The organism is Methylobacterium sp. TK26, assembly GCF_055361565.1.
On the sequence record NZ_CM143965.1, the window covers coordinates 4,381,199 to 4,404,854 of the forward strand.

Below are 23,656 nucleotides of genomic sequence, written 5' to 3' on the forward strand. Positions count from 1 at the left end.
TTTCGATGGGCCCGCTGCGGCCGACGGCGTCGGTGCGGAGGCGGGCCGATGTGCCAGCCGTAAGCGGCTGTTCCCTATGTTCTATATGCACCGCCGGGCGGGGAAATCACAGGGGCCGGCGGGGTGCGGCGCTTACGTGCCTCGGTTGCGACCCCGGTGATGCCTTGTTGCCGCCGCAGGGTCGGCCTATCTAAGTCCGTGGGGGGCACACCTGCCGAGACCGACGCTCACGCGAAAGGTTCTGTGTCTCGCGCCCCGCCGCTCTGGAAAACACCAGACATACCGTCGTGCGATTTGCGGCCATGATGCCGCGCGCATGATCTATGGACGAACGAGGTACACTACGTGAATACCGGCACTGTAAAGTGGTTCAACGAGACCAAGGGCTATGGATTCATCCAGCCCGATGACGGCGGCAAGGACATCTTCGTCCACATTTCCGCGGTCGAGCGCGCCGGAATGCGCAACCTGGTCGAGGGCCAACGGATTTCCTACGAGATCCTGCAGGACAAGCGCAGCGGCAAGGACGCCGCCAGCAACCTTCAGGCCGCCTGATCCAAAGCCAGACTGACGGGGCACCCTGAACGGCCCCATCGACAGCCGTCCCGGGCGCAGAGGCGTCCGGGACAGCGCATGACCCATAATGAGAAACGACGCCGGATGCGCAGGGACGCGCCGGTCCAGATAAGAAAAGCAGATACGAGAATGCAGTTCGAGTTCACGCGGCGCCGCAGCGTCCGCTCCCCCGTCACCGATGCGCCCACCTTCAAGGTCGGCCGCCTCGCCGATGCCGGCAAGACCGGCCGGGACATGAGCCACCTGATCGACCGCTCCTACAACTACCACTCCTCGCGCGAGCTGCACTGGCATCTCGCCGACCGCCTCGGCCTCGCGCCGAACGCGCTCTCGCTGCGGGAGACGATCGCCGCCTGACGGTCGGGGCGCTTCAGGCGCCCCAGGCCGCGATCACCGGATCGCGCAAGGCGGTGGACAGGGCGACCAACTCGCCATGGACGGGATCGGCGCGGTTGTAGACCGCGCCCTCGCCCCGCAGGCTGCACACGGTGCCGCCCGCTTCCCGCAACACCAGATCGGCCGCCGCGAGATCCCAATCCCGCGCGTCCGACGAGATCATCCCCACATCGACCGAGCCTTCGGCCACCCGCACGAGGCGGAGCGCCAGGGACGGGATACGGTCGATTCGCACGAAATCGGGCTGCGGCCCCGCGCCCCGCGTCAGCCGGTCGAGCATCGGCTTCGGCCCGGTGATGCGGGCGGCCTGCAGGCCCTCGCGCGGATCCACCACGATCTTCTGCTCATCGCGATAGGCACCCTGGCCGCGCACCGCCTCGTAGGCGACGCCGAGCGCCGGCGCGTGCACGAAGCCGATCACCGGCTCGCCTGCATGGAGCAGAGCCACGGCGATCGACCAATCGGGATGCCCGGAGAGGAAGGCGCGGGTGCCGTCGATCGGGTCCACGATCCATACGAGGTCCCGCCCGATCCGCGCGTGGTCGTCCGCCGTCTCCTCCGACAGCCATGCCGCCTGGGGCACCATCTCGCTGAGGCGGATCTTCAGGAAGGTATCAACGGCAACGTCGGCCTCCGTGACCGGCGAGCCGCCGGCCTTCGACCAGACCCGCGCCGTCGTCTGCTGACCCTTCCGGAAGAACGGCTTCGCGATGGAGGCGGCCTCGCGCATCACCGTGCGCAGTTCGGGCATCAAGTCCGCCACGCTCGCGTCGGTGAAGGGCTTCGACATTCTGGTCCTGCTTCGGACGTGCCGGCGACAGCGCGGAAAGGGTCGCGCGGACGGCGACGGGCGCCGGGTTCCGAGTACGGGGGAAGATGCGTCCGGCCAACTTAAGCCTCATGCCCCCATGCCACAAGCGCGGCCGTGTCGCGGGCGATGCCGGCACATGATGAATCGATGTTGAAGAGTCGTCGCAAGAAAACATTGAGCATTCAAGGAAGCATTGAGCATTCCGTCAGTGAAGTCCTCGTCCAGAATCGCTTAACTGCAGCTCTTAAGGCGTAACAAGGGAGGGCGATGCGAATTTGCTGCGCATAACGGACGGCCTGACCGGGCCGCCACTTGCGAGAATCGCCGGAAGGCGCTGAGGCTCGGACGATGGATATGCGTGACCACAGCCACGACCCGATCCAGGCGATGCCCGCCTTCGCGGCGTCGCCCCTCCCGCTGATTGGGTGCCGTCCGGGCGCCCGGCCTGCCTTCGGCGTGGCGCTCGCCTATGCCGAGGACGATGCCGACATCAGCGGCGAGGATTGCTTCCACCTCATCCTCGTGGATGCCGAGGGCCGGACGCTGCAGCGCGTCGGCCCCTTCATGGAAGAGGACGTCGTGGCCACCTGGCGTGACCTCGCCACCCGGGCGGGCCTCGTGCGGATGATCGTCCGCGAGGACGGCGCGCTCGTGCCGGTGTCGCAGCAGGTCGGGCGTCTGATGCTCGGCAAGACCCGCATCCGCCGCCGCCATGCCGGGCTCGGCGCCCGCCGCCCGCGCTTCCTCGTCCGCCGCAAGACCGGCCGCCTGCCGGCCCGGCCGCAGATCTTCCGCGGCGAGGCCGAGATCATCGCCCGCTCGTAACGGGCGACGGGCCTTAGGACAGGCCCCGGATCAGCGCATCCGCCGTGAGGCCCGCGAAGAGGATCAGCCCCGCATCCCGGTTCGACCGGAACAGCCGCAGAGCGCCGGCCCCGTCCCGCTCCTGAAGCCGCAAGACCTGCCACGCCAGATGCCCGGCGAAGGCGGCGACGCCCAGGAAGCCCACCGGCCCCGCGCCGGCCCGCCACGCGGCGAGCCCCACCAGCACCGCAGCCAGCCCGTAGCACAGCCCCACCGCGCCCTTGAGACGCCGGCCGAACAGCCGTGCCGAGGAGCGGATGCCGGCCATCTCGTCATCCTCGATGTCCTGCACCGCGTAGATCGTGTCGTAGCCGACGATCCACGCGACGGAGGCGGCATAGAGTAGGAGCGGCGCCGCATCGAGCCGCGCGAACACGGCGACCCAACCCATCAGCGCGCCCCAGCCGAAGGCGAAGCCGAGCACGAGCTGGGGCAGGGACATGACCCGCTTCATGAACGGGTAGATCGCCACCGGCAGCAGCGAGCACAGTCCGACGAGGATCGCCGTGCCGTTGAACTGCACCAGCACCGCGAATCCCACGAGGGCCTGCGCCAGCAGGAACAGGGCCGCATGGCGCACCCGCACCTGCCCCGAGGGGAGGGGGCGCAGCCGCGTCCGCTCGACCTTCGCGTCGAGGTCGCGGTCGGCGATATCGTTGTAGGTCGAGCCGGCCCCGCGCATGGCGATTGCGCCGATCAGGAAGAGCAGGCAATCGACCGGATCGGGGAAGGTGCGGTCGGCGGCGATGGCCGCCAGCGCGGCCGACCACCAGCATGGGAGCAGCAAGAGCCACCAGCCGATGGGCCGGTCGATCCGGGCGAGGCGCAGGTAGGGGCGCCACGACAGGGGAGCGTGGCGATCGACCCAATGACCCGCGACCGCATCGGCGGGGCGCCCGTCTTTGAAGGCGGCCCCGTTCGCGGGAGGCAGCGTGCTCAGAGCGCGCCCTGCGGCAGCTTGAACGAGCCGCTCAGGCCCGGCCCGCCGAGGAGCCCGCCGCCACCGCCGCCGGCCTGCGCCTGGGCGCGGGCCTGCGCTTCCATCTTAGCCGCCTGGGCCGCGACGCCGCAGATCTGCGTGCGGATGCCGGAGACCTTGGTGTGGTCCAACTTGAAGCCTTCCGCGAACGAATCGGGGATCGAGCACCATTCCTTGTTGGCGGCGATCCACTTCATGCCCTCGGACCCGTTGGTCACGAGCCGGCCGAACAGGCTGCACGCCTCGCCGGGGGTCATCTTCTTCTTCGAGGTCGAGGCCGCGTTAGCCCGGCTGACCAGCGCCTTGCGCTCGGCCAGGGTCTTCTGGATGCCGTTGCAATCGTTGGCGACGGTCGGCGCGGGGGCCGCCGGCTGAGTCGACATCGGCGTCGTCGGCATCGGCGACGACGGCATCGTGGTCGCCATGCTCTGGGCATTCACCTGGCCGGACACCAGGAGACCGGCCGCCAGCGACGCCGCTCCCAGCACGAAGCTCCTGTAGTTCATTCCGAGACTCCCCTCGACACGCTGCCTCGTCACGCTCCACGCGTTACGAGATCGTTACCACCGGCTTCGCCATAGGAATGTGGCGTCAATCGAGCGGTAGGGTGCATCTCGTGTGAGGCCCTGGGGAAGAGGGCGAAATCCGCCGGCTGTCGCAGGGCTGCAACACCGGCCGCCGCCGCGTCCGTTGACACCCGCGCGCGCTCGCGCGACGACCCGGCCATGCCGGCCTACGACTTCAAAGCCCCCCGCCTCTTCGTGGAGACGCCGCTCGCGGCCGGCACCGTGCTGCCGCTCGAACGGGCGCAGGCGAACTACCTCATCAACGTGCTGCGGCGGGGTGAGGACGATCCGGTCCTCGTCTTCAACGGGCGCGACGGCGAATGGCACACGCGCCTCGTCGCGACGGGCCGCAAGGACGGGCAACTCCATTGCGTGGCGCAGACGCGCCCGCAGCACCCGCCCTCGGACCTCCATTATCTCTTCGCGCCGCTGAAGAGCGCGCGGCTCGACTACCTCGCCCAGAAGGCCGTGGAGATGGGCGCGGGTCAGATCCGCCCCGTCATCACCCGCTTCACCCAGGGCGACCGCATCAACATGGACCGGCTCCAGGCCAACGCCATCGAGGCCGCCGAGCAATGCGGCATCCTGGCGATCCCCGAACTCGCGCCGCCGCTCCGCCTCGACGAGGCCCTGGCCGGGCTGGACGAGGCCCGTCTCCTCGTCTTCTGCGATGAGGACGCACCCATCTCCGATCCGGTGCGCGCCCTGTCGGAGGCCGCCGACCCGGCGAACCCGCCGCCGCTCGCGGTGCTGGTCGGGCCCGAGGGCGGCTTCTCGGAGGAGGAGCGCGCGGCGATCCGTGCCCGGCCGAACACGGTGGCCCTGTCCCTCGGCCCGCGCATCCTGCGGGCGGACACGGCGGCGGTGGCGGTCCTGGCCCTCGTCCAGGCGGTTCTGGGGGATGGCCGCTAATCCCCGAAAGCGCGTGTGCCGGCGCACACGCCGCGCCGGACGCGCAAGGATCGGCCCGTTCTCGCCCACAGCCACGCTTGGCGCGCAGGTTTGGTCGCGTTGTCCCCCCGTCCGCTCTCGACTATGTGCGTGTCAGGACGCCGGCCGCGTGGACCTCCATGCGGGCGGCGGTAGCCCGTCCAAAGTCCCGTTCTCGGGACGGGGTTTTAACCGGGCGGGACGACCGGGAGACCGGCGCGCCGCCATCCGAACGGATCACAATTCCTGGGTGGGCAGCGCATGGCGCGCGACTCCGATGACACGACGCCGCTGACGACGCGTGCCGAACTGATCGACTGGTTCGCTGCCGGTGAGAAACCGCGCGAGCGGTTCGCCATCGGCACCGAGCACGAGAAGATCCCCTTCTACAGGGCCGACCGGCGCCCCGTGCCCTATGACGGGGACACGGGGATCGGCGCGCTGCTGGCAGGGCTCGGCCGCGACACCGGCTGGGAGCCGATCACCGACCGGGGCGCGGTCATCGGGCTGGCGGCGAACGAGGGCGGCGCGATCTCGATCGAGCCGGGCGGACAGTTCGAACTGTCGGGCGCGGCCCTACCGGATGTCCACGCCACGGCGGCCGAACTCGCCACGCATCTCGATGCGGTGAAGCGCGTGGCCGAGCCCATGGGCATCGGCTTCCTCACCCTGGGCATGAGCCCGAAATGGCGGCGGGACGAGACGCCCGTCATGCCCAAGAGCCGATACAAGATCATGGCCGGCTACATGCCGAAGGTCGGCAGCCTCGGCCTCGACATGATGCTGCGCACGGCCACCGTGCAGGTGAACCTCGATTTCAGCTCCGAGGCCGATATGGCGCGCAAGATGCGCGCCTCCCTGGCGCTCCAGCCGGTGGCGACGGCCCTCTTCGCCAACTCGCCCTTCACCGACGGGCGGCCGAACGGCTTCCTCACCCGCCGCTCGGAGATCTGGCGCGACACCGATGGCGACCGCACCGGGATGCTGCCCTTCGCCTTCGAGTCGGGCTTCGGCTACGAGGCCTATGCCGACTGGCTCCTCGACATGCCGATGTATTTCGTGAAGCGCGGCGACATCTACCACGACGTGTCGGGCGCCTCGTTCCGCGACCTGATGGACGGCCGACTGGCCCAATTGCCGGGCGAGCGCGCCACGGTGTCCGACTGGGCGAACCACGCCTCCACCGCCTTCCCCGAGGTACGCCTGAAGCGCTTCCTCGAAATGCGCGGTGCCGACGTGGGCGATGCGGGCATGATCGCCGCGCAGGCGGCGTTCTGGACCGGCCTGCTCTACGACGAGGGCGCCCTCGACGCCGCCCTCGACCTCGTGAAGGGCTGGACCGCCTCGCAGCGGGAAGCCGCCCGCGCCACGGCGCCCCGCCTCGGCCTCGCGACGCCGGTCGCCAAGCAGACCCTCGGCGAGGTCGCCGCCGAGGCCCTCGCCATCGCCCGCGCCGGCCTCAAGGCCCGCGCCCGCCGTGATGCCGACGGCCACGACGAGACAGGCTATCTCCAGCCTTTGGAGATGATCGTGGCCGCCGGACGCACCCGCGCACAAGATCTCCTCGATGCGTACGAGTCTCGCTGGGAATCGTCAGTCGATCCCTCCTTCTCGGAGTGCGTATTTTAATCCTGATCATCGGTGACGCGCCGGCCCGCGGCATTTCAAGTGGAACGTCTTTGCGGGCAAAGCTGTTCTGCGTCCGGACACATCACTCTGAAGGATCCGGCCATGTCCCGCATCGCTACCTTCGCCGTCGGCGCCGTCACCTCGGTGGCCCTCGTCGCCGGCTCGCTCACCGCCGCCCAGGCGGCCCCGCTTCCGGCCCAGACCGCCGTGAAGGTCGCCGGTGAGAACACCAGCGTCGATCACGTCCGCTACCGCGGCTACGGGTACGGCTATGGCTACGGTCATCGCCGTGGCTACGGCGGCCGCGCTGCCGGCGCCCTGGCGGCCGGTGCCGCCCTCGGCCTGATCGGTGGCGCCATCGCCGCCAGCGCCGCCCCGCGCTACGGCTATGGCTACGATTACGGATACGCCCCGGCCTATGGCTACGGCTACGCCCCGGCCGCGACCTACGGTTACGGCTACGCCCCAGCCTACGGCTACGGTGGGTATGGCGGCTACGGCGGCGGCTACTACGGCTACGGCTGGTAAGCACTCGTCCGGTTGAGTAGGACTCCCCGCTCCGGTTCGCTCCGGAGCGGGGAGTTTGCGTTTGAGCGGGTCCGCCACGACGATCCTCGATCTGGCGGGGCTGAAATGCCCGCTGCCGGTGTTGCGAACGCGCAAGGCGTTGCGCGCCCTGCCGGCCGGCGCCACGCTGGTCGTGCTCTGCACCGACCCGATGGCGGCCATCGACATCCCCAACCTCGTCCGGGAAGAGGGCGCGCGGCTCGATGGCGCCGACCGCGACGGGAGCGATCTGCGCTTCACCATCACCGCCTTCGCGATGCCGCCGCATTCTTGACCGATCCGCTAGGTCCGAGAAGGACCTGGAGCGGACCGACAGAATGCCAGCACAGATCGGCGGCGTGCGCGTCGTCCATGACGGATGGGCACGCTACCTCGTAGCGGAAGTCATCCAGCCCGACGGCACGCGAATCAGTCGCGAGGTGGAGGATCACGGCCGGGCGACGGCCGTCTTCCCCTACGACCCCGAACGCAAGGTGGCGATGCTCGTCTCGCAGCTGCGGGCGCCGCTCCTCTATGCCGGCGGCCCCGAGAGCATCCTCGAAGCGCCCGCCGGCCTCTTGGAGGACGAAGCCCCGGAGGAGGGGGCGCGGCGGGAGGTCAGCGAGGAAACCGGCATCAGGCTCGGCGCCCTCGATCTCGTGGCGAGCGCGTGGTCGGCCCCCGGCATCTCGACGGAACGGATGGACCTGTTCCTGGGGGCCTATTCGGCGGCCGACCGGATCGGCGTCGGCGGCGGCCTGATGGACGAGAGCGAGGCGGTGACGGTCCACGAGATCCCGCTGGCGGAGCTCGCGGCGATGGTCGGGCGCGGGGCGCTCAGCGACATGAAGACCCTGGTGCTGCTTTTCGCCCTGCAGATCCGCAGGCCGGACCTGTTCGCACCGCACGGGTGAGGGCCGGGGCGCGGAACGCCCCGGCCGTTCGCGATCAGGCGTCTGCAGCGCGCAGGCTGCGGCCGGTCGGCTGCCCCGCCTGACGCAGGGAGCGGCGGCGGTCGGCATCGGCGCCGAGGAGCAGGGCGATGCCCGCGCCGAGGGCGAGGCCGAGGAGCAGCGCCACCGGCAGCACGATCTTCGGCGAGGGCGGGAAGGTCCGCTGAAGGGCCGGCGTCGCCACGGAGATGATGCGCACGTTGGTGGTGTTCAGCCGCTCCTGCTCGCTCGCCTCGCGGGCGCGGCGGAGATAGGCCTCGTACACGCCCTTGCGGGCATCCAGCGTCCGCTCCAGCTCGCGCAGGCCGACATAGGCCCGGTCGCTGACGGTGGTCTCGGTCTTCACCCGGTCGAGGTTGGAGCGGACGGCGGCCTCGCTGGCGGCGGCGCGGTCGTAATCCTTCTGGAGCGTGTCGATGATGCGCTCCTTCTCCCGCTGGATCAGGCGCTGCAGGTCGCGCTGCTGGGCGTATTGCTCGGCCATGGCCGGGTGCCGCTCGCCGAGGCGGGTGGCGAGTTCGGCGGTGTTGCGCGAGAGCGTGGCGTATTGCTGCCGCAGGGCCTGCATTTCGAGGGATTGCAGCATCTCCGGCAGGGCGGTGCTCGGATCCGACGAGCGCATCTTCCGGGCCTGCTCCAGGCGCGACTTCGACTCGGCGGTCTTTATCGCGGAGCTGACGAGCTGCTGGTTCAGGTCGCCGAGCTGCTGGTCGGTGAGAAGACGGCCGCTCGACGCGACGAGCTTATGCTCCTCCCGGTACTTCACGACTTGCCGCTCGGCGTCCTCGACGTCGCGCTTCAGGTTGGCGAGGCGCCCGGCCAGGGCATCGGAGGCGCGCTTGGCCGAATCCATGCGGGCGGCGGCTTCCTCGGCGAAGTAGGCGTCGCCGATGGCGTTGGCGATCTTGGCGGCCTTGGCCGGATCGCGGGATTGCACCGACACGTCGATGACGAAGGTGCGCTCCGGCCGGCGGACGATGATGTTCCGCTGCAGCGTGTCGAGGGCGATGTTCACCGGATCGCGGCTCACGTCCGGCGGCAGGGTGCCCATGACGTTGCGCAGCCAATACAGGAACGGGTTGGTGGCCTCGGGGCGGACGAACTCGTCGTCCCGGTCGAGATGCAGCTTCTCGACCACCCGGCGCAGCACGTTGTCCGACTGGATGACGCGCACTTGGCTTTCGGCGATGGAGACGCCGCTATCCGCCTGGGGCGCGCGGGCGTTCAGATCGTTCTCGACCACGCGCAGGTCGGTCGGATCGACCAGCACCTGGATGTTCGAGGTGTAGCTCGGCGGCAGCAGCCCGAGGACGATGACGGCGGCGGCGACCATGATGAGGCCACCGAGCACGATGAAGGGCGAGCCGCGCCACAGCCGCCGGGCGATGGTGCGCGCGTCCGTACGCGGCTCCATCTCCGGCAGCACCATACGCACCGGCTCGCCGCTGATGCGTGTCGAGAAGTCGAACATACGCCTCGCTCCTTGACTGTCCGTCCCGCGGCCCGTGTGTCTTGATCAGGAACACGGTGTCCCATTTCAAGACAGTTGAACCACTACGAGGACTTACTCAAGACCGATGTCGCAAGCGGCATACCGCGCCGTATACGTCAAAGGCCAATGTTACCTGTGCCGCTTCTTCTGCCAAAGCGCCCGTTCGTCGCTGGCAGGGGGCGGTCAGGGGATCGTGGAACCGGGGGCCGCATAGGCGCGCGGGTCGCCGTCGAGCCGCGCCAGCAACCGGGCCGCATCCTGCGCGGCGAGGTCGTTCCAGCGTCCGACATTGTCCCGCGCCGCCTGGGCGCCCTGGTGGAACTCGTCCGAGGCGACCCAAGCCGCGATGGCGCGCGCGCTGCGCTCGGCGTCGTCGGGGCGGATCAGCAGGCCGGATGCGCCCAGCACCTCGCGGAATACCGGCGCATCCGGGGCGATGACCGGGATGCCGCCGTGCTGCACTTCGAGCAGCGGCAGGCCGAGCCCTTCCGCGTTCGAGGTGGAGAGCAGGGCGTGGCAGGAATCCGCCAGCACGAGCAGGTCGGAATCCGGCAGGTAGCCGTGCCAATGCAGGTACGGAGGCGGGGCGTCGAGGAAGGTGTGCTTCCCCCAGCCGGTGCGGCCGACGATGTGCAGTTCCGCCGGGACGCCGATGCTGTTCAGGGCTTCCACGACGGCGAGGGCGGCCGGGTAGTTCTTGCGCGGCTCGACCGTGCCGATGGCGAGCAGCCGCAGCGGGTCGCTGGGGCGGCGCGGCCCCGGCCCGACGCGCTCGGCGAGCTTGAACACGTCGCGCACCGGGGGGCGGAGCAGGAACACGCTCGCCTCGGGGGAACAGTAGCGGCGCAGGTCCTCGCCCGTCGTGCGGCTGTTCACGAACAGGTTGCGGCCCCAGCGCATCGCCAGGGCGAAGGCTGGGCTGAGATAGGCCCGGCTGCGCAGGCTCAGGTCCTCGGGGCGGCTCACGAGGAAGGTGTCGTGGATGTAGAGCAGGCAGCGCGCGGCGGCCGGCGCGCAGAGGGGCGCGGGCGGGAAGCCGGGGAAGAGGAACAAAGCCTCGGGATCGCGGAGCGCCAGCAGCGGCAGGTCGACCCACTGCCGCAGGATCATCTCCGGGACGGACCGGCTCGTCACCGACCGCACCTCGTGCGGGGCCAGGGCCTCCGACGAGAACAGGTCCATCGTGACGCGCTCGATGCCGGTGACGCGCCCGCGCAGGTGCGTCCGGTCGATGTAGATCCGCTGCCGGCGCTTGAGGGAGCCGTGCATCACACCGCCCTCCCGCGCAACGTGCTGGCGAGATAGAGGCAGCGCCGCACGATGAGCGGCATGCGCCGTCCGAGCACCGCCTGTTTCGTCCGCCGCAACCGCCTGACGAGGGGCGAGGAGGGGGCTTGCACGGTGCCCTCGGCGCCGCGCAGACGCTCGGCCGCGAAGGGGAAGTGCCCGAGCATCGCCGGGGCGAAGGCGGTGCGCGCCGGCCCGTCCGCGATGAGGCCGCGCTCGCGCAGCACGGCGTCGAGGGACAGAGCGGCGGCGGCCGGGCTGTAGCGGTTCTCCAGGGCGATCCGCGCGAAGGCGCCCAGCGCCTGTCGCCCGGCCGCGTCCGCCACGAGGTCGGCGAGTGCCTGCGCCAGGGCGCCGGACCGGGGCTCCACGAGGCGGCCGGACACCCCGTCGATCACCGAAGTGGTCAGGCCGGAGGTGCGGTAGGCCAGGGTCGGCACGCCGCACAGGCCGGCTTCGATCGGCGTCTGGCCCAGCGTCTCGTGACGGCTGGCGGTGACGTGGAGATCGCAGGCGCCGTACCACGCCGCCAGCTCGTCCTCGCTGGCGACGAGGCCCGGCGCGAACAGGGTGTCGAGGCCGAACTTCGAGGGATCGTCCAGGCGGCCGATGGCGACCACGCCGACGCCGGGCCGGGCCACCGCGCGCAGGGCGTCGCGCAGGTCGGCGAAGCCCTTGTCCGGCCCGTCCACGATCACCGACGAGACGAGGATGAGCACGTCGCCCTCGGGCAGGCCGAGGCGCCGCCGCAGCGCGGCCTTGTCGCCGGGGCGGAAGATGCCCGTGGGGAAGGCGAGGCTGACGGGCCGCGTCGCCGCCGGGGCGGGGGCGAGGGCTTCGCTGCGCGCCCGCGTCCAGGCGGAATTGGCCAGCAGCAGGGGGCCCTCCGGCGCGGCCAGCACGGCGCGCTTGCGGGCATGCATCCCCGCGATCCGCCTTGGCGCGAGGGGCGGGTACTCGTCCGGGGTGGGGCAGGTGGCGTCGCAGCCGGTCTCGGCGCGGGTGCAGTCGCGCGGATGGCAGCAGCGCCCGGTGATGGCGAAGAGGTCGTGCAGGACCAGGGCGGTCGGGTAGGCCCCCGCGAGCCGCCCCACCACGTCGAGGCTGCGGGTGGCGCCGTGGACGTTGCCGACCAGCACGAAATCGGGCCGCGCCGCCGCGATGCGTGCCTCGGCCTCGGGGAAGCTGTCGGTCCATTCGGCGGCGGCCGCCCGGGTGGTCAGGATCTCGTGCGTCACCCGATGATGCGCGAGGGCCAGCGCCTCGGACAGGCGGCGATGGGCGACGCCCGCGCCGCCGACCGTGCCCGTGCCCGTGACCGAGACGATGGAGAGCGCCGCGCCGGGCCGGGGCGCCGGCCCGCGCCGCAGGAGGACGGGACGGCCGATCCGCCGCTTGGCCTCGCGCGGCAGGGACGCCCAGTCGCCCCCCGCACCGGCCGTGAACAGGATGCCGTCCGCCTCGTCGAGCCGGCCGTCGAGACCGGGCACATCGAGGCCGAGCACCATGTCGCTATACAGCACGCGCAGGCCCGCCACCGCCGAGGCCCCGCTCAGAGCGAGTTCGAGGGCGAGTGCCGTCAGCGCCCCCGGCGCGAGCATGTCGCCATCACGCAGGACGAGGGTGGCATCCTGTGCCGCCGATGTGTTGGAGATCGCGGTGCGGTGCTCGGGGTAATCCTGACGCTCGATCGAGGCCAGGGTCTCGGGCGAGGCATCCTCCGGGATCAGCACGCGGATCATCGGCCACGGCCGTCCGTCCGGCAGACGCGCCGGGCGGACAGGGCATTCCGGGGCGGCCGCGAAGGGCCAACCCGTGATGCCGCATGCCGCAGGCGGAACTGTGCTCGAACCCGACACGTCCGGTTTGCCACTCGCTCGCAACGGCACTGCAGGGGGTTAACCGGTGCGATGCCTGTGTCGATCCTCGCCGCACCGGATCGTGACGGCAGCCGCCAATACGATCATAGTAAAGCGTGGGTTTCGCGGTCTATATATCGGCCAGGCGTGAAGATATTCTGTCCATAAGGCGCTACGCCGTGACGCGGATGCGCGGCGCCCCGTCCTCCATGCGTCCGATGATCGACGCGGCCGGATAGCCGGCGGCACGGATGCGGTCGAGGATCGCGGAGGCGCTGTCGGCCTCGCAGGAGACGAGAAGGCCGCCCGAGGTCTGCGGATCGGTGAGGAGGTGGCGGCGCCAATCCGGCAGATCCGCCGGCAAATCGACATGGCCGCCGAATGCCGTCCAGTTCCGGTGCGAGGCCCCGGTGACGAAGCCGTCCCGCGCCAGCCCCTCCGCGAGGGGCAGCAGGGGCAGCCTGTCCGCGTCGAGGACGAGGGTGATGCCCGCGCCGCGCGCGAGTTCGAGCCCGTGGCCGAGGATGCCGAACCCGGTCACGTCGGTCAGGGCATGGACCGCCGGGTCGGCGGCGAGGTCGGTGCCGACCTTGTTCAGCAGGGTCGTGGTGGCGACGAAGTCGCGATAGCCGTCCGCGCTCAGGGCCTCGCGCTTTATGGCGGCGGAATAGACGCCGACCCCCACGGGCTTGGTGAGGATCAGCACGTCCCCGGCCTTCGCGTCGGCGTTGCGCCGCACCGCCTCGCGGCGGCAGGTGCCGATGACGGCGAGCCCGTAGATCGGCTCGGGCGTGTCGATCGAATGGCCGCCCGCCACGGGAATGCCGGCCTCGCCGCACTTCTCCGCGCCCCCACGCAGGATCTTCGCGACCACTTCCGGCGCGATCTTGCCCACCGGCATCCCGAGGATCGCCAGGGCGAAGATCGGCCGCCCGCCCATGGCGTAGACGTCCGAGATCGCGTTCGTCGCGGCGATCCGGCCGAAATCGGCGGGGTCGTCCACCATCGGCGTGAAGAAGTCCGTGGTGGCGATGATGCAGGTGCCGTCTTCCTGCTCCCAGACGGCGGCGTCGTCGGCGGTCTCGTTGCCGACCAGCAATTGCTTGAACTGCGCGGCGGCCGGCTGGTCGGCCAGCAGCGTGCGCAGCACTTCCGGATCGAGCTTGCAGCCGCAGCCGCCCCCGTGGGCGAGGCTCGTGAGGCGCGGGCTGTCGGTCATCGCAGGGGCTCCATCGCGGATCGGTTGCCCCCGCCGGGGGCTTGGACGTGGCGGCAAGGTAGTGCGGGCGGCGCGGCAGGGATACCGTCCGCGCCGCGGCCATGGAGGAGTCCGGCGTGAGGGTCCATTTCACCGCCGATACACATTTCGGCGATCCCCGGGCGCTGCGCTTCGACCACCGGCCCTTCCCGGACCTCGACGCGCATGACGAGGGGCTGATCGCGGCCTGGAACGCGGCGGTCGCGCCGGGGGACGTCGTCTGGCACCTCGGCGACTTCGCCCTCGGCCCGCCGCCCGAACGGATCGCGGAGATCCTCGCGCGGCTCAATGGCGAGAAACATCTCATCACCGGCAACATCGACGGGCCGGGGACGCTGGGTGCGCCGGGATGGGCCTCAGTGCGAGCCTATGCGGAAATCGCAGTGGAGGGTCGCGCCCTGGTTCTGTGCCACTACGCCTTCAGGACGTGGAACGGCATCGGGCGCGGGGCGCTGAACCTGCACGGCCACAGCCACGGCAAGCTGACGCCGATGCCGAAGCAATACGATGTCGGGGTCGATCCGATGGGCTTCGCGCCGGTCGATCTCCCGGCCATCCTCGCCTCCCGTCGCCGCAAAGCTCGGCCGGCGACGTGAGGAACCCTTTCGCCAGCGTCGCAGTTGAAGCGGACAGAAGACGAGGGCGGTTTTAGATCTGCCTAAGCATTCGTCAATTAGTCACCTGTTAACGATTAGCAACAGTCGATGCCATGCGAAACCTGAGATCCAGTCTCTCGGCCTGCGTCTTTGGCGTGATCGCCGGTTCGGTCGTTGCCACCTCGGCGTTGGCGGTTCCCGCCTGCATCGAGGCCCGGAAGAAGGTCGATGAGGCGGCGGCCCTGCGCTTCCAGGTCCGCCAGGACATGCGGCTCGGGGACCACGACCGGGTCTGCGACACCCTCGATGAGATCGGCGACCGCTACAACGACGCCCGTGACGCCTTCGACGAGTGCGGCGAGGGCGTGGTGGCCATCGATTTGCGGGGAGAACTCCGGCAGCTCCGCATCGCAAAGAAGATTAACCGCTGCGATTGATGATACGCCGCATTCGCTGAATTTGTGTGCCCGCGCACAGCGGGACCGTTCATTCTCAAACAATCAGACGCAACGGTCGGCTTGAGCGCCGCCGGGGAGCTTGTTCGACCATGTCCAACGCCACGAGCCGCACCGACATCGCCGTTGCGAACGGCCCGTCCTTCGTCGCCGCCCTCTGCGGCTTCGTCAGTTCCATGGTGGCCGCCTCGGCCCTCGTGCTGCTCCTCGTGGCCCTCTGAGCCAGCACGGCCCCCGGCATGCCGGGGGCCTCGTCGCCTCACGGAGTGACGGACCAGAACCGCTGCCGGTTGAACAGGATTTCCTGGACCTTCTGCACCGAGGCGGTCGACACCGGATCCGGACGGCATTGCGGCTCGGGCGGACGCCCGGAGGCCGCCGCCGGAGTGATCGGCAGCTGAGCTGAGACGAGACCGAGCCTCGCCTGGAATTCGGGCTGACGCGCCGCCGTGATGGTCAGGATTGCGGTGATCAGGGCGCCTGCGACGGCACCGAGGGTAAAGTTCAACATACGCGCTACGACCCGCCGGATCTCGATCTGCGGCCTGAGAGCCTTCTCGCGCCATATGTCGGCTGCAAGATGGCAGACGGGACCGAACTCGCCGATTCAACCCATGACTTATCATGGGCCGTGATTCTTGCCAGTTTGTGAAGTGTCTTGGACACATGACTGCAGTCGATCCGAGCCTTCAGCGCAAGATGCAACGTACAGATGCAGTTTCGCGGACTAAAATATATTTGTGATTGGTAATATCGTCTTTCAGTACTGCGATAGCGGCATTCGCCAGTTTTTCAGACCATCGCCATACCCTGCTAACCGATTTCAGATGTCCTCCAGCAAACTCACCGGGTCTTAACTGGTGATGCGCGAGAAGGCGGTTCGTTCGACCGACCCACGAACCCCAAACCGCGCAAACCGAGGATCGCGATGAGCTACGCTGCCAACGCCTACGCCAAGACCTCGCGCAGCGTCCTCACGGCACGAGAAGCGGAGTCGGCCGTGCTGACCAAGGCGTCGCAGCGTTTGCAGATGGTCCGCGACGATTGGGCGAACCAGTCGGGCGAGTTGGTTGCGGCGCTGAACTTCAACCAGAAGGTCTGGACGATCCTCGCGACCTCCGCGACGGACCCGGCCAACCAGCTCCCCGAGGACGTGAAGCAGGGCGTGGCGAACCTGGCCGTGTTCGTGTTCCGTCAGATGATCGAGACCATGGCCGATCCGGCGGCGGAGAAGCTGACGCCGATCATCACGATCAACCTGAACCTCGCCGCCGGCCTCGCCGGGCGCTGAGGCGCCCTCAGGACGCGTCGGCCGGCGCGTCCTTGTCCGCCAGCAGGCTGCGCAGCTGCTCCTCGTAGGCGAGGAGATCCTTGCCCCGCTTCAGGGCGCGATACAGGTCGCCGCCCTGCACCTGCTCGTAGATCGCGGCGATGTAGGGCCGCGTGCTCGGAGCCGCCTCCATCAGGGCGTTCGACTGCTCCACGAAGCTGTTCTCCGCGAGCGTCGGATCATCCGCGAGATACATCAGCGTCAGCGCGAAATAGAGCCGCTTGCACGGGGTGTCGGCCTCCGACTCCGTGATGATGTCGCTCTCGCGCAGGAACTTCGTGTTGGTCTCGATCACGAAGCTCGACCGGCGCGGCCCGTTGCGGATCGCCGCATTCCCGATGATCAGCCGCTCGTCCGGCTTCAGCTCGATTTTCAGCGGCATGGTGCGGCCTCCCTCGCAGGCCCCCTGTCGTAGGAGAGCCGCGTTAACGTTCCGCTAACCGTGAGCCGGCGCCCTGACGCCGCGGTGTTGTTTAGTCATTAACCGAGTTTCACTGAAGCGCCGCGCAGAAACAAAACAGTCTATTATTTTAAGACAGTCGAAAGCCGGCGTGGCCAAATGTTCACTCGCCTCCAAAACGGAGGTGCCTCAACCAGAATGGATACGTCATCATGTCCGGCGTCACGCTCACCGCTGCCACCCGCCAGAACCTGCTCTCGCTGCAGGATACGGCGTCGCTGACGGCCACCACCCAGAACCGGCTCGCCACCGGCAAGAAGGTCTCCTCGGCTCTCGACAACCCGGTCACCTTCTTCACGTCGCAGTCCCTCGACCAGCGGTCGGGCGATCTGTCGAACCTGCTCGACGGCATCTCCAACGGCGTGCAGGCGATCCAGGCCGCCAACCAGGGCATCACCTCCATCCAGAAGCTGGTCGATCAGGCCAAGTCGGTCGCCAACCAGGCCCTCTCGACCCAGATCACCACCACCGGCACGGCTTCGAACGCCTACACCACGGCGACCACCGCCACGACGGTCAACCTGTTCGTGAACGGCTCCTCGACCTCCGCCACGATCCCGGCCAACGCCACGATCGATCAGGCGATCACGGCGCTCAACACCGCCGTGGGTTCCGGCAGCTTCACGAAGGACACCACCGGCACCAAGCTCGTGATGAACGCCAGCTCGGATGTCGAATTCAACACCGCCGGCGACCAGACCGCCCTCGGCTTCGCCGCGGGTTCCGGTACGGCCACGACCTACGGTGCCACCACCGCCGTCGCGCAGAGCGCCGACCTCTCGGTCTCCGGCGTTTCCGCCCGCTCGGCCCTGGCGACGCAGTACAACAGCCTGCTGACCCAGATCGACCAGCTCGCCGGCGACGCGAGCTACAACGGCACGAACCTGATCGGCGGCAAGGGCACGAACAACAACCTGACGATCAACTTCAACGCCAAGGGCAACTCGAACCTCCAGGTCACGGCGACCGACGAGACCTCGAGCGGCCTCGGCCTGAGCGCGATCACCAGCTCGTCCGGCGGCACCGCCGGCCGCGGTAACTTCCTGCTCAACACCGACATCAACACGACCCTGACGAAGCTGACCTCGGCCTCCAACACGCTGCGGTCGGACTCCTCGACCTTCGGCTCGGCCCTGTCGGTCGTGCAGAACCGTCAGGACTTCACGAAGAACCTGATCAACGTCCTCGACACGGGCTCCGCGAACCTGACGAACGCCGACCTCAACGCCGAGGCGGCCAACTCCCAGGCCCTCTCGACCCGCCAGTCGCTGGGCATCTCGGCCCTCTCGCTGGCGAACACCGCCCAGCAGGGTATCCTCCAGCTCCTCCGCTGATCCCAGCGACGGAACCGGAGACGACGACAAGACGGCCGGCGCATTGCGCCGGCCGTTTTCGTACGTGAGGGATGTCTCCGACAGATACGAGCAGGGTTGATCTCGCGAAAGTAGTTTTAACGATCCCGAAAGCATGACCGTGATTGGATAGGGATAACGAGTGGATAACTCGCGCTTCCACCCATCGGGGTCATTTCCATGTCGTCCCAAATCACGCTCACCGCGGCGACACGCCAGAACCTTCTCTCGCTGCAGGACACGGCCGCCCTCCAGGCCACCACCCAGAACCGCCTCTCCACGGGCAAGAAGGTCTCCTCGGCCCTCGACAACCCGGTGACGTTCTTCACCTCGCAATCCCTCGACCAGCGCTCCGGCGACCTGTCGAGCCTGCTCGACGGTATCTCGAACGGCATCCAGACGATCCAGGCGGCGAACCAGGGCATCACCTCGATCCAGAAGCTCGTGGATCAGGCGAAGTCGGTGGCGAACCAAGCGCTCGCCACGCAGATCACCACGACGGGCACCGCCTCCACCGCCTACGCGGTGCCGAACACGACCCAGGCCACGGCGATCAACCTGTTCGTGAACGGCTCCTCGACCGCCGCGACGCTGCCGACCAACGCGACGATCGACCAGACCATCACCGCCCTCAACGGCGTCGTCGGCGCGGGCAGCTTCTCGAAGGACACGACCGGCACCAAGATCGTGATGAACGCCAGCTCGGATATCGAGTTCGCCACCACGGGCGACCAGACCAAGCTCGGCTTCGCGGCCGGCACCGGTACGCCGACGACCTACGGGTCCACCACCGCCGTCGCGCAGAGCGCCGATCTCGTGGTGAACGGCGTCACGTCCCGCGCGGCTCTGGCCACGCAGTACAACAGCCTGCTTACGCAGATCGATCAGCTCGCCACCGACGCCAGCTACAACGGCGTCAATCTGATCGCCGGCAAGGGCACGAACAACAACCTGACGATCAACTTCAATCCGAAGGGCAATTCGAGCCTGATCGTCCAGTCCATGGACGAGACCTCGAACGGCCTGGGCCTCGGCGCGATCACCACCACGTCGTCGGGCAGCAGCGTCTACGGCCAGGGCAGCTTCCTGCTCAACAGCGACATCAATTCGACCTTGACCAGCCTGACCAAGGCGTCGAACCAGCTTCGCTCGGATTCCTCGACTTTCGGCTCCAACCTCTCGGTGGTGCAGAACCGTCAGGACTTCACGAAGAACCTGATCAACGTCCTCGACACGGGCTCGTCGAACCTGACGAACGCCGACCTCAACGAGGAGGCGGCGAACTCGCAGGCCCTCTCGACCCGTCAGTCGCTGGGCATCTCGGCTCTCTCGCTGGCGAACACTGCCCAGCAGGGCATCCTGCAGCTGCTGCGGTAAGCCGCTCAGAGCGCCACGGTCCGGAACCCGGCGAAGACATCCCGCCGGTCCGGGCCGAAGAAGTTGCGGTACATCCCCGTCACCATGCGGGCGCGGGTCGCCCAGGCCCCGCCCCGCAGCACCTTCCGCGTGCCGAAGGACGGCTCGGAATACTCGCGGTAGGCATCCGGCGCGAAACCGGGGAAGGGGAGGAACGCGCTCTCCGTCCATTCCCACACGTTGCCCATCATCTGCCGGCAGCCCCACGGGCTGTCGCCGTCGGGACAGGCGGCGACATCCACCGTGCCGAGCCACGCGCCGTCGAGGTTGGCGCGGCCGGCGTCGGGCGCCGCCTCGCCCCAGGGATAGGTGCGCTTCGTCCCGCCGAGGCTTCCGTCGGACGCGCGTTCCGCGAGCGCCGCCGCCTCCCATTCCGCCTCGCTCGGCAGCCGCCGCCCCGCCCAGCGGCACCACGCCCGCGCCTCGTGCCAATTCACATGGATCACCGGGCGGTGGGGCTTCAGCGGCTCGTGGGTCTCGAAGACGCGGACCTCCCAGCCCGCCGCGCCACGGCGCCAGTAGACCGGATGCGTCGCCCCCGATTCGGCAAGCCACGCCCGTCCGTCGGCATCCCAGTGGCGCGGCTCGCCATAGCCGCCATCCTCCACGAAAGCCGCGAACTCGGCGTTGGTGACGGGCGCCTGAGCGATGCGGAACGGGGCGACCTCCACCGGATGCGCCCATTTTTCGTTGTCGAAGACGAAGCGCGCCGCGTCACGCTCGGCGCCGAGGCGCAGGATTCCGCCGCCGACCGCGACATCGCCCGGCAGGGGCCCGGCCTCGTCGGGGGAGGGGGGCGCGAAGCGGGGACGGGGCTGGCCGAGCGTCTGGCGTGTATAGGTGAAGGCCTCGGCGTGCATGTCCTCGTGCAGGCCGGTCAGGCGGTAGAGATAGGCCTCGTCCGGCGTCGGCTCCCGTCCGGTGAGCCGGGCGGCGAGGGCATCCTGCACCTGCTCCATGTAGGCGAGGGTGCCGTCGAGCGTCGGCAGCGGCAGGTCCCAGCGCGTTGCATGGGGCACGGCAGCCGAATCATAGAGGGAATCGGCATCGGCCCGCAGGGGCGGGCGCCCGTCGAGCCCGCGCAGGACGAAGTGCTCATGGAACCACGCGAGATGGCCGATCTCCCACAGCAACGGGTTCACGATGGAAAGGCGCGGACCCATCAGGGCCTCGCCGTCGAGGCCATCGAGCAGGGCGAGCGTCCGCGCGCGGGCATCGCGCAACGGCGCCATGAGGTCGGTGTCCTGCACGGCCATCTCCGCTTCCCTGTTTCCGGCGTGGTCTCGGTGGCCTGACATGCGCATCGCCATTGCGACACCCCATGCCGCGACCCGTCGCACGGGAAACCGTGCCACGGCGACGCGGTGGGCCGGCTTCCTCAGGGAACTCGGTCACGAGCCCGCGATCAACCCCGCGCCGGGCACGGAGGGCGACCTGCTCATCGCCCTCCACGCGTGGCGCAGCGCCAAGATCGTCGCCCGCGTCCGCGCCGAACATCCCGACAGGCCGATCGTGGTCGTGCTGACCGGGACCGACCTGTACCATTTCCTCGCGTCCGATCCGGGGCCGACGCTGCGCTCCCTCGACCTCGCGGACCGCCTCGTCGGCCTGCACGACAAGGTCGCCGACGCCCTGCCGGAGCGGTACCGTTCGAAGCTGCGGGTGATCCACCAATCGGCGCGGGGGCGGGCCGCGCGGGAGGCCCCGCTCGCGGACGTGTTTGAGGTGCTGGTCGTCGGGCATCTGCGGACGGAGAAGGACCCGTTCCGCGCGGCCCTGGCCGCGAGACGCCTGCCGCCCGATTCACGGGTGCGGATCGTCCATCTCGGCGCGGCGCACGATCCCGCCTGGGCCGAGGCTGCCGCAGCCGAGCAGCGGGACAACCCCCGCTACGTCTGGCTTGGCGACCTACCGGCCGCGCGTGTGCGACGGATGATGGCCCGCGCCCGGCTGATGGTCCTGTCCTCGATCATGGAGGGAGGGGCGAACGTGATCTCGGAGGCCCTTGTTTCGGGCCTGCCGGTCCTCGCCTCGCGGATCGACGGGTCGGTGGGCCTGCTCGGCGAGGAGTATCCAGGCTACTACCCGACGAGCGACACCGCCGCCCTGGCCGACCTGCTCGGGCGGGCCGAGACCGAGCCGGCTTTCCTCACCGCCCTCGAGGCCGCCTGCGCGGTGCGGGCGCCGCTGTTCACGCCGGAGCGGGAGAAGGCCGGGCTCGGCGAACTCCTCGCCGAGATTGCGTAGCGCTATTTTTTCGAAGCCTCGTAGCGCGCCTTGTTCTCGGCGTTCGGCGGGTAGAGGCCTGGCAGGGCCGCGCCTTGGTTGACCTCGTCCATGATCCAGCCCTCGAACCGCTCCTGTTCGGGGGCGAGTTCGAGCACCGTCTCGATCAGGGCGGCGGGAATCAGTACGGCGCCGTCCGCATCGGCGACGATGATGTCGTCGGGGAACACCGCGACGCCGCCGCAGGCGATGGGCTGCTGCCACGCCACGAAGGTGAGGCCCGCCACGGAGGGCGGCGCGGCGCCGCCCTGGCACCAGACCGGGAGGCCGGTGCCGAGCACGCCTGCGAGGTCGCGTACCACGCCGTCCGTCACGAGGGCGGCCACGCCCTTCTTCGCCATGCGCGCGCAGAGGATGTCGCCGAAGATGCCCGCATCGGTCACGCCCATGGCATCCACGACGGCGATGCAGCCCTCCGGCATCGCCTCGATGGCGGCGCGGGTGGAGGTGGGGGACGACCACGATTCCGGCGTTGCGAGGTCCTCCCGCGCGGGCACGAAGCGCAGGGTGAAGGCCCGGCCGACGAGGCGCGGCTGGTCCGGCCGCAGGGGCCGGGGGCCGCGCAGCCACACGTTGCGCAGACCCTTCTTCAGAAGAATCGTGGTGATGGTGGCCGTGGTGACGCCCGCCAGCGTCTCGACGATCCGCGCGTCGTTCGACATCCGCGATTTCTCTCTCGTAGCGGCGGGCCTGCCCTTAGCCGCCGGTCATCGGGGGGAAGAAGGCGATCTCGCCGGCTCCGGCGATGGGGGTGTCGGGCTTGGCGTGCACCCGGTCGATGGCCGCGCGCACGATCCCCGGATTCTCGAAGGCGTAGGCGTATTCCTCGCCCCGCCCGGCGAGCCAGCGGGCGAGGTCGGCCACGGTGACGACCTCCGGCGGGGGGGTGAGGGTTTCCTCGGCCTTGCCGACGCGCTCGCGCACCCAGGCGAAATAAACGAGCTTCATGCGGCCCTAGCGCGGATCGTTGATGACGTGGCGGATGCCGGCCCTCATGTAATCCCACCCGGTCCAGATGGTGAGGGCGGCGGCGAGCCACAGGAGGGCGAGGCCGATGGCCGTGGTTCCGGGCAGGATGATCTCCCCGGCCGGGCCGGCGACGAGGAAGCCGAGCGCAATCAACTGCACCGTGGTCTTCCACTTGGCGATCCGGCTCACCGGCACGCCGACCTTCAGCTCGGCGAGATATTCGCGCAGGCCCGAGACCAGCACCTCGCGGCACAGGATGACGATGGCCGCCCAGACCGAGGAGCCCGTGATCGTGTGGTCGGCCGCCAGCATCAGCAGGCAGGCGGCCACGAGGAGCTTGTCGGCGATGGGGTCGAGCATCCGGCCGAGGGCCGAACTCTGCTGGTAGGTCCGCGCCACGTAGCCGTCGAGGTAATCGGTCACGGCGGCGACCACGAAGACCACGAACGCCACGGAGCGGGCGGTGATCGATTCGGGGTAGAACAGCAGCGCGACCATCACCGGCACGGCGACGAGCCGCCCATAGGTGAGGCAGTTCGCCAGGTTCCAGGCCGGTGAGCGTCGCCGAGGCAAGACCGCGTTCATTGGGGGCGTGAAATCAGAGCGCGGCAATCCCGTCAACGGCTCGGCCCCATTCTCGTGCTCC

Annotated in this window: 28 protein-coding genes; 15 read left to right on the plus strand and 13 right to left on the minus strand. The window is 69.3% G+C overall.

Translation table 11 applies throughout. The features are described from left to right. Positions 1–345: 345 nt before the first annotated feature. Entirely contained in the window at positions 346–555 is a 210-nt protein-coding gene (locus tag ACXJ1Y_RS21285; protein WP_243958359.1) for a cold-shock protein, read from the plus strand. Between the two features lie 150 nt (positions 556–705). After that, complete coding sequence (locus ACXJ1Y_RS21290) at positions 706–933, plus strand: AsnC family transcriptional regulator (RefSeq protein ID WP_463848063.1); 228 nt, start codon at positions 706–708, stop codon at positions 931–933. A gap of 13 nt (positions 934–946) precedes the next feature. On the opposite strand, the gene ACXJ1Y_RS21295 is transcribed toward ACXJ1Y_RS21290, so the two are convergent. Continuing rightward, a complete protein-coding gene (locus ACXJ1Y_RS21295) occupies positions 947–1,762 on the minus strand; it encodes a 3'(2'),5'-bisphosphate nucleotidase CysQ (protein ID WP_463848064.1) in 816 nt (271 codons plus the stop codon). Positions 1,763–2,131: 369 nt separating this feature from the next. On the opposite strand from ACXJ1Y_RS21295, the gene ACXJ1Y_RS21300 reads away from it, so the two are divergent. Further along, positions 2,132–2,608, plus strand: a complete 477-nt coding sequence (locus ACXJ1Y_RS21300; RefSeq protein WP_463848065.1) for a DUF6101 family protein — start codon at positions 2,132–2,134, stop codon at positions 2,606–2,608. Positions 2,609–2,621: 13 nt separating this feature from the next. Here the strand turns inward: ACXJ1Y_RS21300 and ubiA are convergent, their stop codons facing one another. Both ubiA and ACXJ1Y_RS21310 read right to left on the minus strand, forming a co-directional pair. Continuing rightward, a complete protein-coding gene (ubiA, locus tag ACXJ1Y_RS21305) occupies positions 2,622–3,587 on the minus strand; it encodes a 4-hydroxybenzoate octaprenyltransferase (protein WP_463850192.1) in 966 nt (321 codons plus the stop codon). After that, positions 3,584–4,132, minus strand: a complete 549-nt coding sequence (locus ACXJ1Y_RS21310; protein WP_463848066.1) for a hypothetical protein — start codon at positions 4,130–4,132, stop codon at positions 3,584–3,586. Before ACXJ1Y_RS21310 ends, ubiA begins: the two co-directional genes overlap by 4 nt. 219 nt (positions 4,133–4,351) lie before the next feature. Between ACXJ1Y_RS21310 and ACXJ1Y_RS21315 the strand changes: the two genes are divergently transcribed. The 5 genes from ACXJ1Y_RS21315 to ACXJ1Y_RS21335 all read left to right on the plus strand — a co-directional run bounded on the left by ACXJ1Y_RS21315 (position 4,352) and on the right by ACXJ1Y_RS21335 (position 8,211). Next, complete coding sequence (locus tag ACXJ1Y_RS21315) at positions 4,352–5,104, plus strand: 16S rRNA (uracil(1498)-N(3))-methyltransferase (RefSeq protein WP_463848067.1); 753 nt, start codon at positions 4,352–4,354, stop codon at positions 5,102–5,104. Between the two features lie 279 nt (positions 5,105–5,383). Beyond that, on the plus strand, positions 5,384–6,751 hold the full coding sequence (locus tag ACXJ1Y_RS21320; RefSeq protein WP_463848068.1) for a glutamate--cysteine ligase: 1,368 nt from the start codon (positions 5,384–5,386) through the stop codon (positions 6,749–6,751). A gap of 102 nt (positions 6,752–6,853) precedes the next feature. Next, positions 6,854–7,279 carry a hypothetical protein gene (locus ACXJ1Y_RS21325; protein WP_463848069.1) on the plus strand — a complete coding sequence of 142 codons (426 nt, stop codon included), beginning with the start codon at positions 6,854–6,856 and terminating at the stop codon, positions 7,277–7,279. Positions 7,280–7,340: 61 nt separating this feature from the next. Next, positions 7,341–7,592 (plus strand): sulfurtransferase TusA family protein, encoded by a 252-nt coding sequence (locus ACXJ1Y_RS21330; RefSeq protein WP_463848070.1) that lies wholly within the window; start codon positions 7,341–7,343, stop codon positions 7,590–7,592. Between the two features lie 43 nt (positions 7,593–7,635). Further along, entirely contained in the window at positions 7,636–8,211 is a 576-nt protein-coding gene (locus tag ACXJ1Y_RS21335; protein ID WP_463848071.1) for an NUDIX domain-containing protein, read from the plus strand. Positions 8,212–8,245: 34 nt separating this feature from the next. On the opposite strand, the gene ACXJ1Y_RS21340 is transcribed toward ACXJ1Y_RS21335, so the two are convergent. The 4 genes from ACXJ1Y_RS21340 to selD form a co-directional block, all read right to left on the minus strand. Further along, positions 8,246–9,721, minus strand: coding sequence for a GumC family protein (locus ACXJ1Y_RS21340; protein WP_463848072.1), 1,476 nt, complete (start codon positions 9,719–9,721; stop codon positions 8,246–8,248). A 204-nt stretch (positions 9,722–9,925) separates the two neighbouring features. Beyond that, on the minus strand, positions 9,926–11,011 hold the full coding sequence (locus ACXJ1Y_RS21345) for a glycosyltransferase (RefSeq protein WP_463848073.1): 1,086 nt from the start codon (positions 11,009–11,011) through the stop codon (positions 9,926–9,928). Then, positions 11,011–12,771: a glycosyltransferase gene (locus tag ACXJ1Y_RS21350; protein WP_463848074.1), complete on the minus strand. Its 1,761-nt coding sequence runs from the start codon at positions 12,769–12,771 to the stop codon at positions 11,011–11,013. The genes ACXJ1Y_RS21345 and ACXJ1Y_RS21350 overlap by 1 nt, the downstream gene beginning before the upstream one ends. 289 nt (positions 12,772–13,060) lie before the next feature. Further along, positions 13,061–14,107, minus strand: coding sequence for a selenide, water dikinase SelD (selD, locus tag ACXJ1Y_RS21355; RefSeq protein WP_463848075.1), 1,047 nt, complete (start codon positions 14,105–14,107; stop codon positions 13,061–13,063). A 116-nt stretch (positions 14,108–14,223) separates the two neighbouring features. On the opposite strand from selD, the gene ACXJ1Y_RS21360 reads away from it, so the two are divergent. The 3 genes from ACXJ1Y_RS21360 (at position 14,224) to ACXJ1Y_RS21370 (ending at position 15,418) form a co-directional block, all read left to right on the plus strand. Next, positions 14,224–14,742, plus strand: a complete 519-nt coding sequence (locus ACXJ1Y_RS21360) for a metallophosphoesterase (protein WP_463848076.1) — start codon at positions 14,224–14,226, stop codon at positions 14,740–14,742. Positions 14,743–14,855: 113 nt separating this feature from the next. Beyond that, positions 14,856–15,179 carry a hypothetical protein gene (locus ACXJ1Y_RS21365; RefSeq protein WP_463848077.1) on the plus strand — a complete coding sequence of 108 codons (324 nt, stop codon included), beginning with the start codon at positions 14,856–14,858 and terminating at the stop codon, positions 15,177–15,179. Positions 15,180–15,289: 110 nt separating this feature from the next. Then, positions 15,290–15,418 (plus strand): hypothetical protein, encoded by a 129-nt coding sequence (locus ACXJ1Y_RS21370; RefSeq protein WP_279598002.1) that lies wholly within the window; start codon positions 15,290–15,292, stop codon positions 15,416–15,418. A 38-nt stretch (positions 15,419–15,456) separates the two neighbouring features. Here the strand turns inward: ACXJ1Y_RS21370 and ACXJ1Y_RS21375 are convergent, their stop codons facing one another. Next, positions 15,457–15,708, minus strand: coding sequence for a hypothetical protein (locus tag ACXJ1Y_RS21375; protein WP_463848078.1), 252 nt, complete (start codon positions 15,706–15,708; stop codon positions 15,457–15,459). 417 nt (positions 15,709–16,125) lie between these two features. On the opposite strand from ACXJ1Y_RS21375, the gene flaF reads away from it, so the two are divergent. Further along, positions 16,126–16,488, plus strand: a complete 363-nt coding sequence (gene flaF / locus ACXJ1Y_RS21380; RefSeq protein ID WP_463848079.1) for a flagellar biosynthesis regulator FlaF — start codon at positions 16,126–16,128, stop codon at positions 16,486–16,488. Positions 16,489–16,495: 7 nt separating this feature from the next. On the opposite strand, the gene ACXJ1Y_RS21385 is transcribed toward flaF, so the two are convergent. Next, positions 16,496–16,909: a flagellar biosynthesis repressor FlbT gene (locus tag ACXJ1Y_RS21385; protein ID WP_463848080.1), complete on the minus strand. Its 414-nt coding sequence runs from the start codon at positions 16,907–16,909 to the stop codon at positions 16,496–16,498. Positions 16,910–17,136: 227 nt separating this feature from the next. Between ACXJ1Y_RS21385 and ACXJ1Y_RS21390 the strand changes: the two genes are divergently transcribed. Together ACXJ1Y_RS21390 and ACXJ1Y_RS21395 are read left to right on the plus strand one after the other, a co-directional pair. Then, positions 17,137–18,321 carry a flagellin N-terminal helical domain-containing protein gene (locus ACXJ1Y_RS21390; RefSeq protein WP_463850193.1) on the plus strand — a complete coding sequence of 395 codons (1,185 nt, stop codon included), beginning with the start codon at positions 17,137–17,139 and terminating at the stop codon, positions 18,319–18,321. 198 nt (positions 18,322–18,519) lie between these two features. Continuing rightward, positions 18,520–19,716, plus strand: a complete 1,197-nt coding sequence (locus ACXJ1Y_RS21395) for a flagellin N-terminal helical domain-containing protein (RefSeq protein WP_463848081.1) — start codon at positions 18,520–18,522, stop codon at positions 19,714–19,716. A gap of 5 nt (positions 19,717–19,721) precedes the next feature. Here ACXJ1Y_RS21395 and senA read toward each other — a convergent pair whose 3' ends face one another. Then, positions 19,722–21,005 carry a selenoneine synthase SenA gene (gene senA / locus ACXJ1Y_RS21400; RefSeq protein WP_463848082.1) on the minus strand — a complete coding sequence of 428 codons (1,284 nt, stop codon included), beginning with the start codon at positions 21,003–21,005 and terminating at the stop codon, positions 19,722–19,724. A 46-nt stretch (positions 21,006–21,051) separates the two neighbouring features. Here senA and senB point away from each other — a divergent pair, with 46 nt between their 5' ends. Then, entirely contained in the window at positions 21,052–22,002 is a 951-nt protein-coding gene (gene senB, locus ACXJ1Y_RS21405) for a selenoneine biosynthesis selenosugar synthase SenB (RefSeq protein ID WP_463848083.1), read from the plus strand. 2 nt (positions 22,003–22,004) lie between these two features. On the opposite strand, the gene ACXJ1Y_RS21410 is transcribed toward senB, so the two are convergent. The 3 genes from ACXJ1Y_RS21410 to pgsA are packed head-to-tail and all read right to left on the minus strand — an operon-like array spanning position 22,005 to position 23,595. Further along, a complete protein-coding gene (locus ACXJ1Y_RS21410) occupies positions 22,005–22,703 on the minus strand; it encodes a ribonuclease activity regulator RraA (protein WP_463848084.1) in 699 nt (232 codons plus the stop codon). Positions 22,704–22,737: 34 nt separating this feature from the next. Continuing rightward, positions 22,738–22,989 carry a molybdopterin converting factor subunit 1 gene (moaD, locus tag ACXJ1Y_RS21415; protein WP_463848085.1) on the minus strand — a complete coding sequence of 84 codons (252 nt, stop codon included), beginning with the start codon at positions 22,987–22,989 and terminating at the stop codon, positions 22,738–22,740. Positions 22,990–22,995: 6 nt separating this feature from the next. Then, positions 22,996–23,595 carry a CDP-diacylglycerol--glycerol-3-phosphate 3-phosphatidyltransferase gene (gene pgsA / locus ACXJ1Y_RS21420; RefSeq protein WP_463848086.1) on the minus strand — a complete coding sequence of 200 codons (600 nt, stop codon included), beginning with the start codon at positions 23,593–23,595 and terminating at the stop codon, positions 22,996–22,998. Positions 23,596–23,656 lie beyond the last annotated feature (61 nt).

What these genes read in the sequence shown, in the direction of transcription:
- ACXJ1Y_RS21290 (WP_463848063.1), top strand. Translation starts at nt 706, where the DNA reads ATGCAGTTCGAGTTCACGCGGCGCCGCAGCGTCCGCTCCCCCGTCACC.
- ACXJ1Y_RS21295 (WP_463848064.1), bottom strand. Translation starts at nt 1,762, where the DNA reads ATGTCGAAGCCCTTCACCGACGCGAGCGTGGCGGACTTGATGCCCGAA.
- ACXJ1Y_RS21300 (WP_463848065.1), top strand. Translation starts at nt 2,132, where the DNA reads ATGGATATGCGTGACCACAGCCACGACCCGATCCAGGCGATGCCCGCC.
- ACXJ1Y_RS21310 (WP_463848066.1), bottom strand. Translation starts at nt 4,132, where the DNA reads ATGAACTACAGGAGCTTCGTGCTGGGAGCGGCGTCGCTGGCGGCCGGT.
- ACXJ1Y_RS21315 (WP_463848067.1), top strand. Translation starts at nt 4,352, where the DNA reads ATGCCGGCCTACGACTTCAAAGCCCCCCGCCTCTTCGTGGAGACGCCG.
- ACXJ1Y_RS21320 (WP_463848068.1), top strand. Translation starts at nt 5,384, where the DNA reads ATGGCGCGCGACTCCGATGACACGACGCCGCTGACGACGCGTGCCGAA.
- ACXJ1Y_RS21325 (WP_463848069.1), top strand. Translation starts at nt 6,854, where the DNA reads ATGTCCCGCATCGCTACCTTCGCCGTCGGCGCCGTCACCTCGGTGGCC.
- ACXJ1Y_RS21335 (WP_463848071.1), top strand. Translation starts at nt 7,636, where the DNA reads ATGCCAGCACAGATCGGCGGCGTGCGCGTCGTCCATGACGGATGGGCA.
- ACXJ1Y_RS21340 (WP_463848072.1), bottom strand. Translation starts at nt 9,721, where the DNA reads ATGTTCGACTTCTCGACACGCATCAGCGGCGAGCCGGTGCGTATGGTG.
- ACXJ1Y_RS21345 (WP_463848073.1), bottom strand. Translation starts at nt 11,011, where the DNA reads ATGCACGGCTCCCTCAAGCGCCGGCAGCGGATCTACATCGACCGGACG.
- ACXJ1Y_RS21350 (WP_463848074.1), bottom strand. Translation starts at nt 12,771, where the DNA reads ATGATCCGCGTGCTGATCCCGGAGGATGCCTCGCCCGAGACCCTGGCC.
- selD (WP_463848075.1), bottom strand. Translation starts at nt 14,107, where the DNA reads ATGACCGACAGCCCGCGCCTCACGAGCCTCGCCCACGGGGGCGGCTGC.
- ACXJ1Y_RS21365 (WP_463848077.1), top strand. Translation starts at nt 14,856, where the DNA reads ATGCGAAACCTGAGATCCAGTCTCTCGGCCTGCGTCTTTGGCGTGATC.
- ACXJ1Y_RS21370 (WP_279598002.1), top strand. Translation starts at nt 15,290, where the DNA reads ATGTCCAACGCCACGAGCCGCACCGACATCGCCGTTGCGAACGGCCCG.
- ACXJ1Y_RS21375 (WP_463848078.1), bottom strand. Translation starts at nt 15,708, where the DNA reads ATGTTGAACTTTACCCTCGGTGCCGTCGCAGGCGCCCTGATCACCGCA.
- flaF (WP_463848079.1), top strand. Translation starts at nt 16,126, where the DNA reads ATGAGCTACGCTGCCAACGCCTACGCCAAGACCTCGCGCAGCGTCCTC.
- ACXJ1Y_RS21385 (WP_463848080.1), bottom strand. Translation starts at nt 16,909, where the DNA reads ATGCCGCTGAAAATCGAGCTGAAGCCGGACGAGCGGCTGATCATCGGG.
- ACXJ1Y_RS21395 (WP_463848081.1), top strand. Translation starts at nt 18,520, where the DNA reads ATGTCGTCCCAAATCACGCTCACCGCGGCGACACGCCAGAACCTTCTC.
- senB (WP_463848083.1), top strand. Translation starts at nt 21,052, where the DNA reads ATGCGCATCGCCATTGCGACACCCCATGCCGCGACCCGTCGCACGGGA.
- ACXJ1Y_RS21410 (WP_463848084.1), bottom strand. Translation starts at nt 22,703, where the DNA reads ATGTCGAACGACGCGCGGATCGTCGAGACGCTGGCGGGCGTCACCACG.
- moaD (WP_463848085.1), bottom strand. Translation starts at nt 22,989, where the DNA reads ATGAAGCTCGTTTATTTCGCCTGGGTGCGCGAGCGCGTCGGCAAGGCC.
- pgsA (WP_463848086.1), bottom strand. Translation starts at nt 23,595, where the DNA reads ATGAACGCGGTCTTGCCTCGGCGACGCTCACCGGCCTGGAACCTGGCG.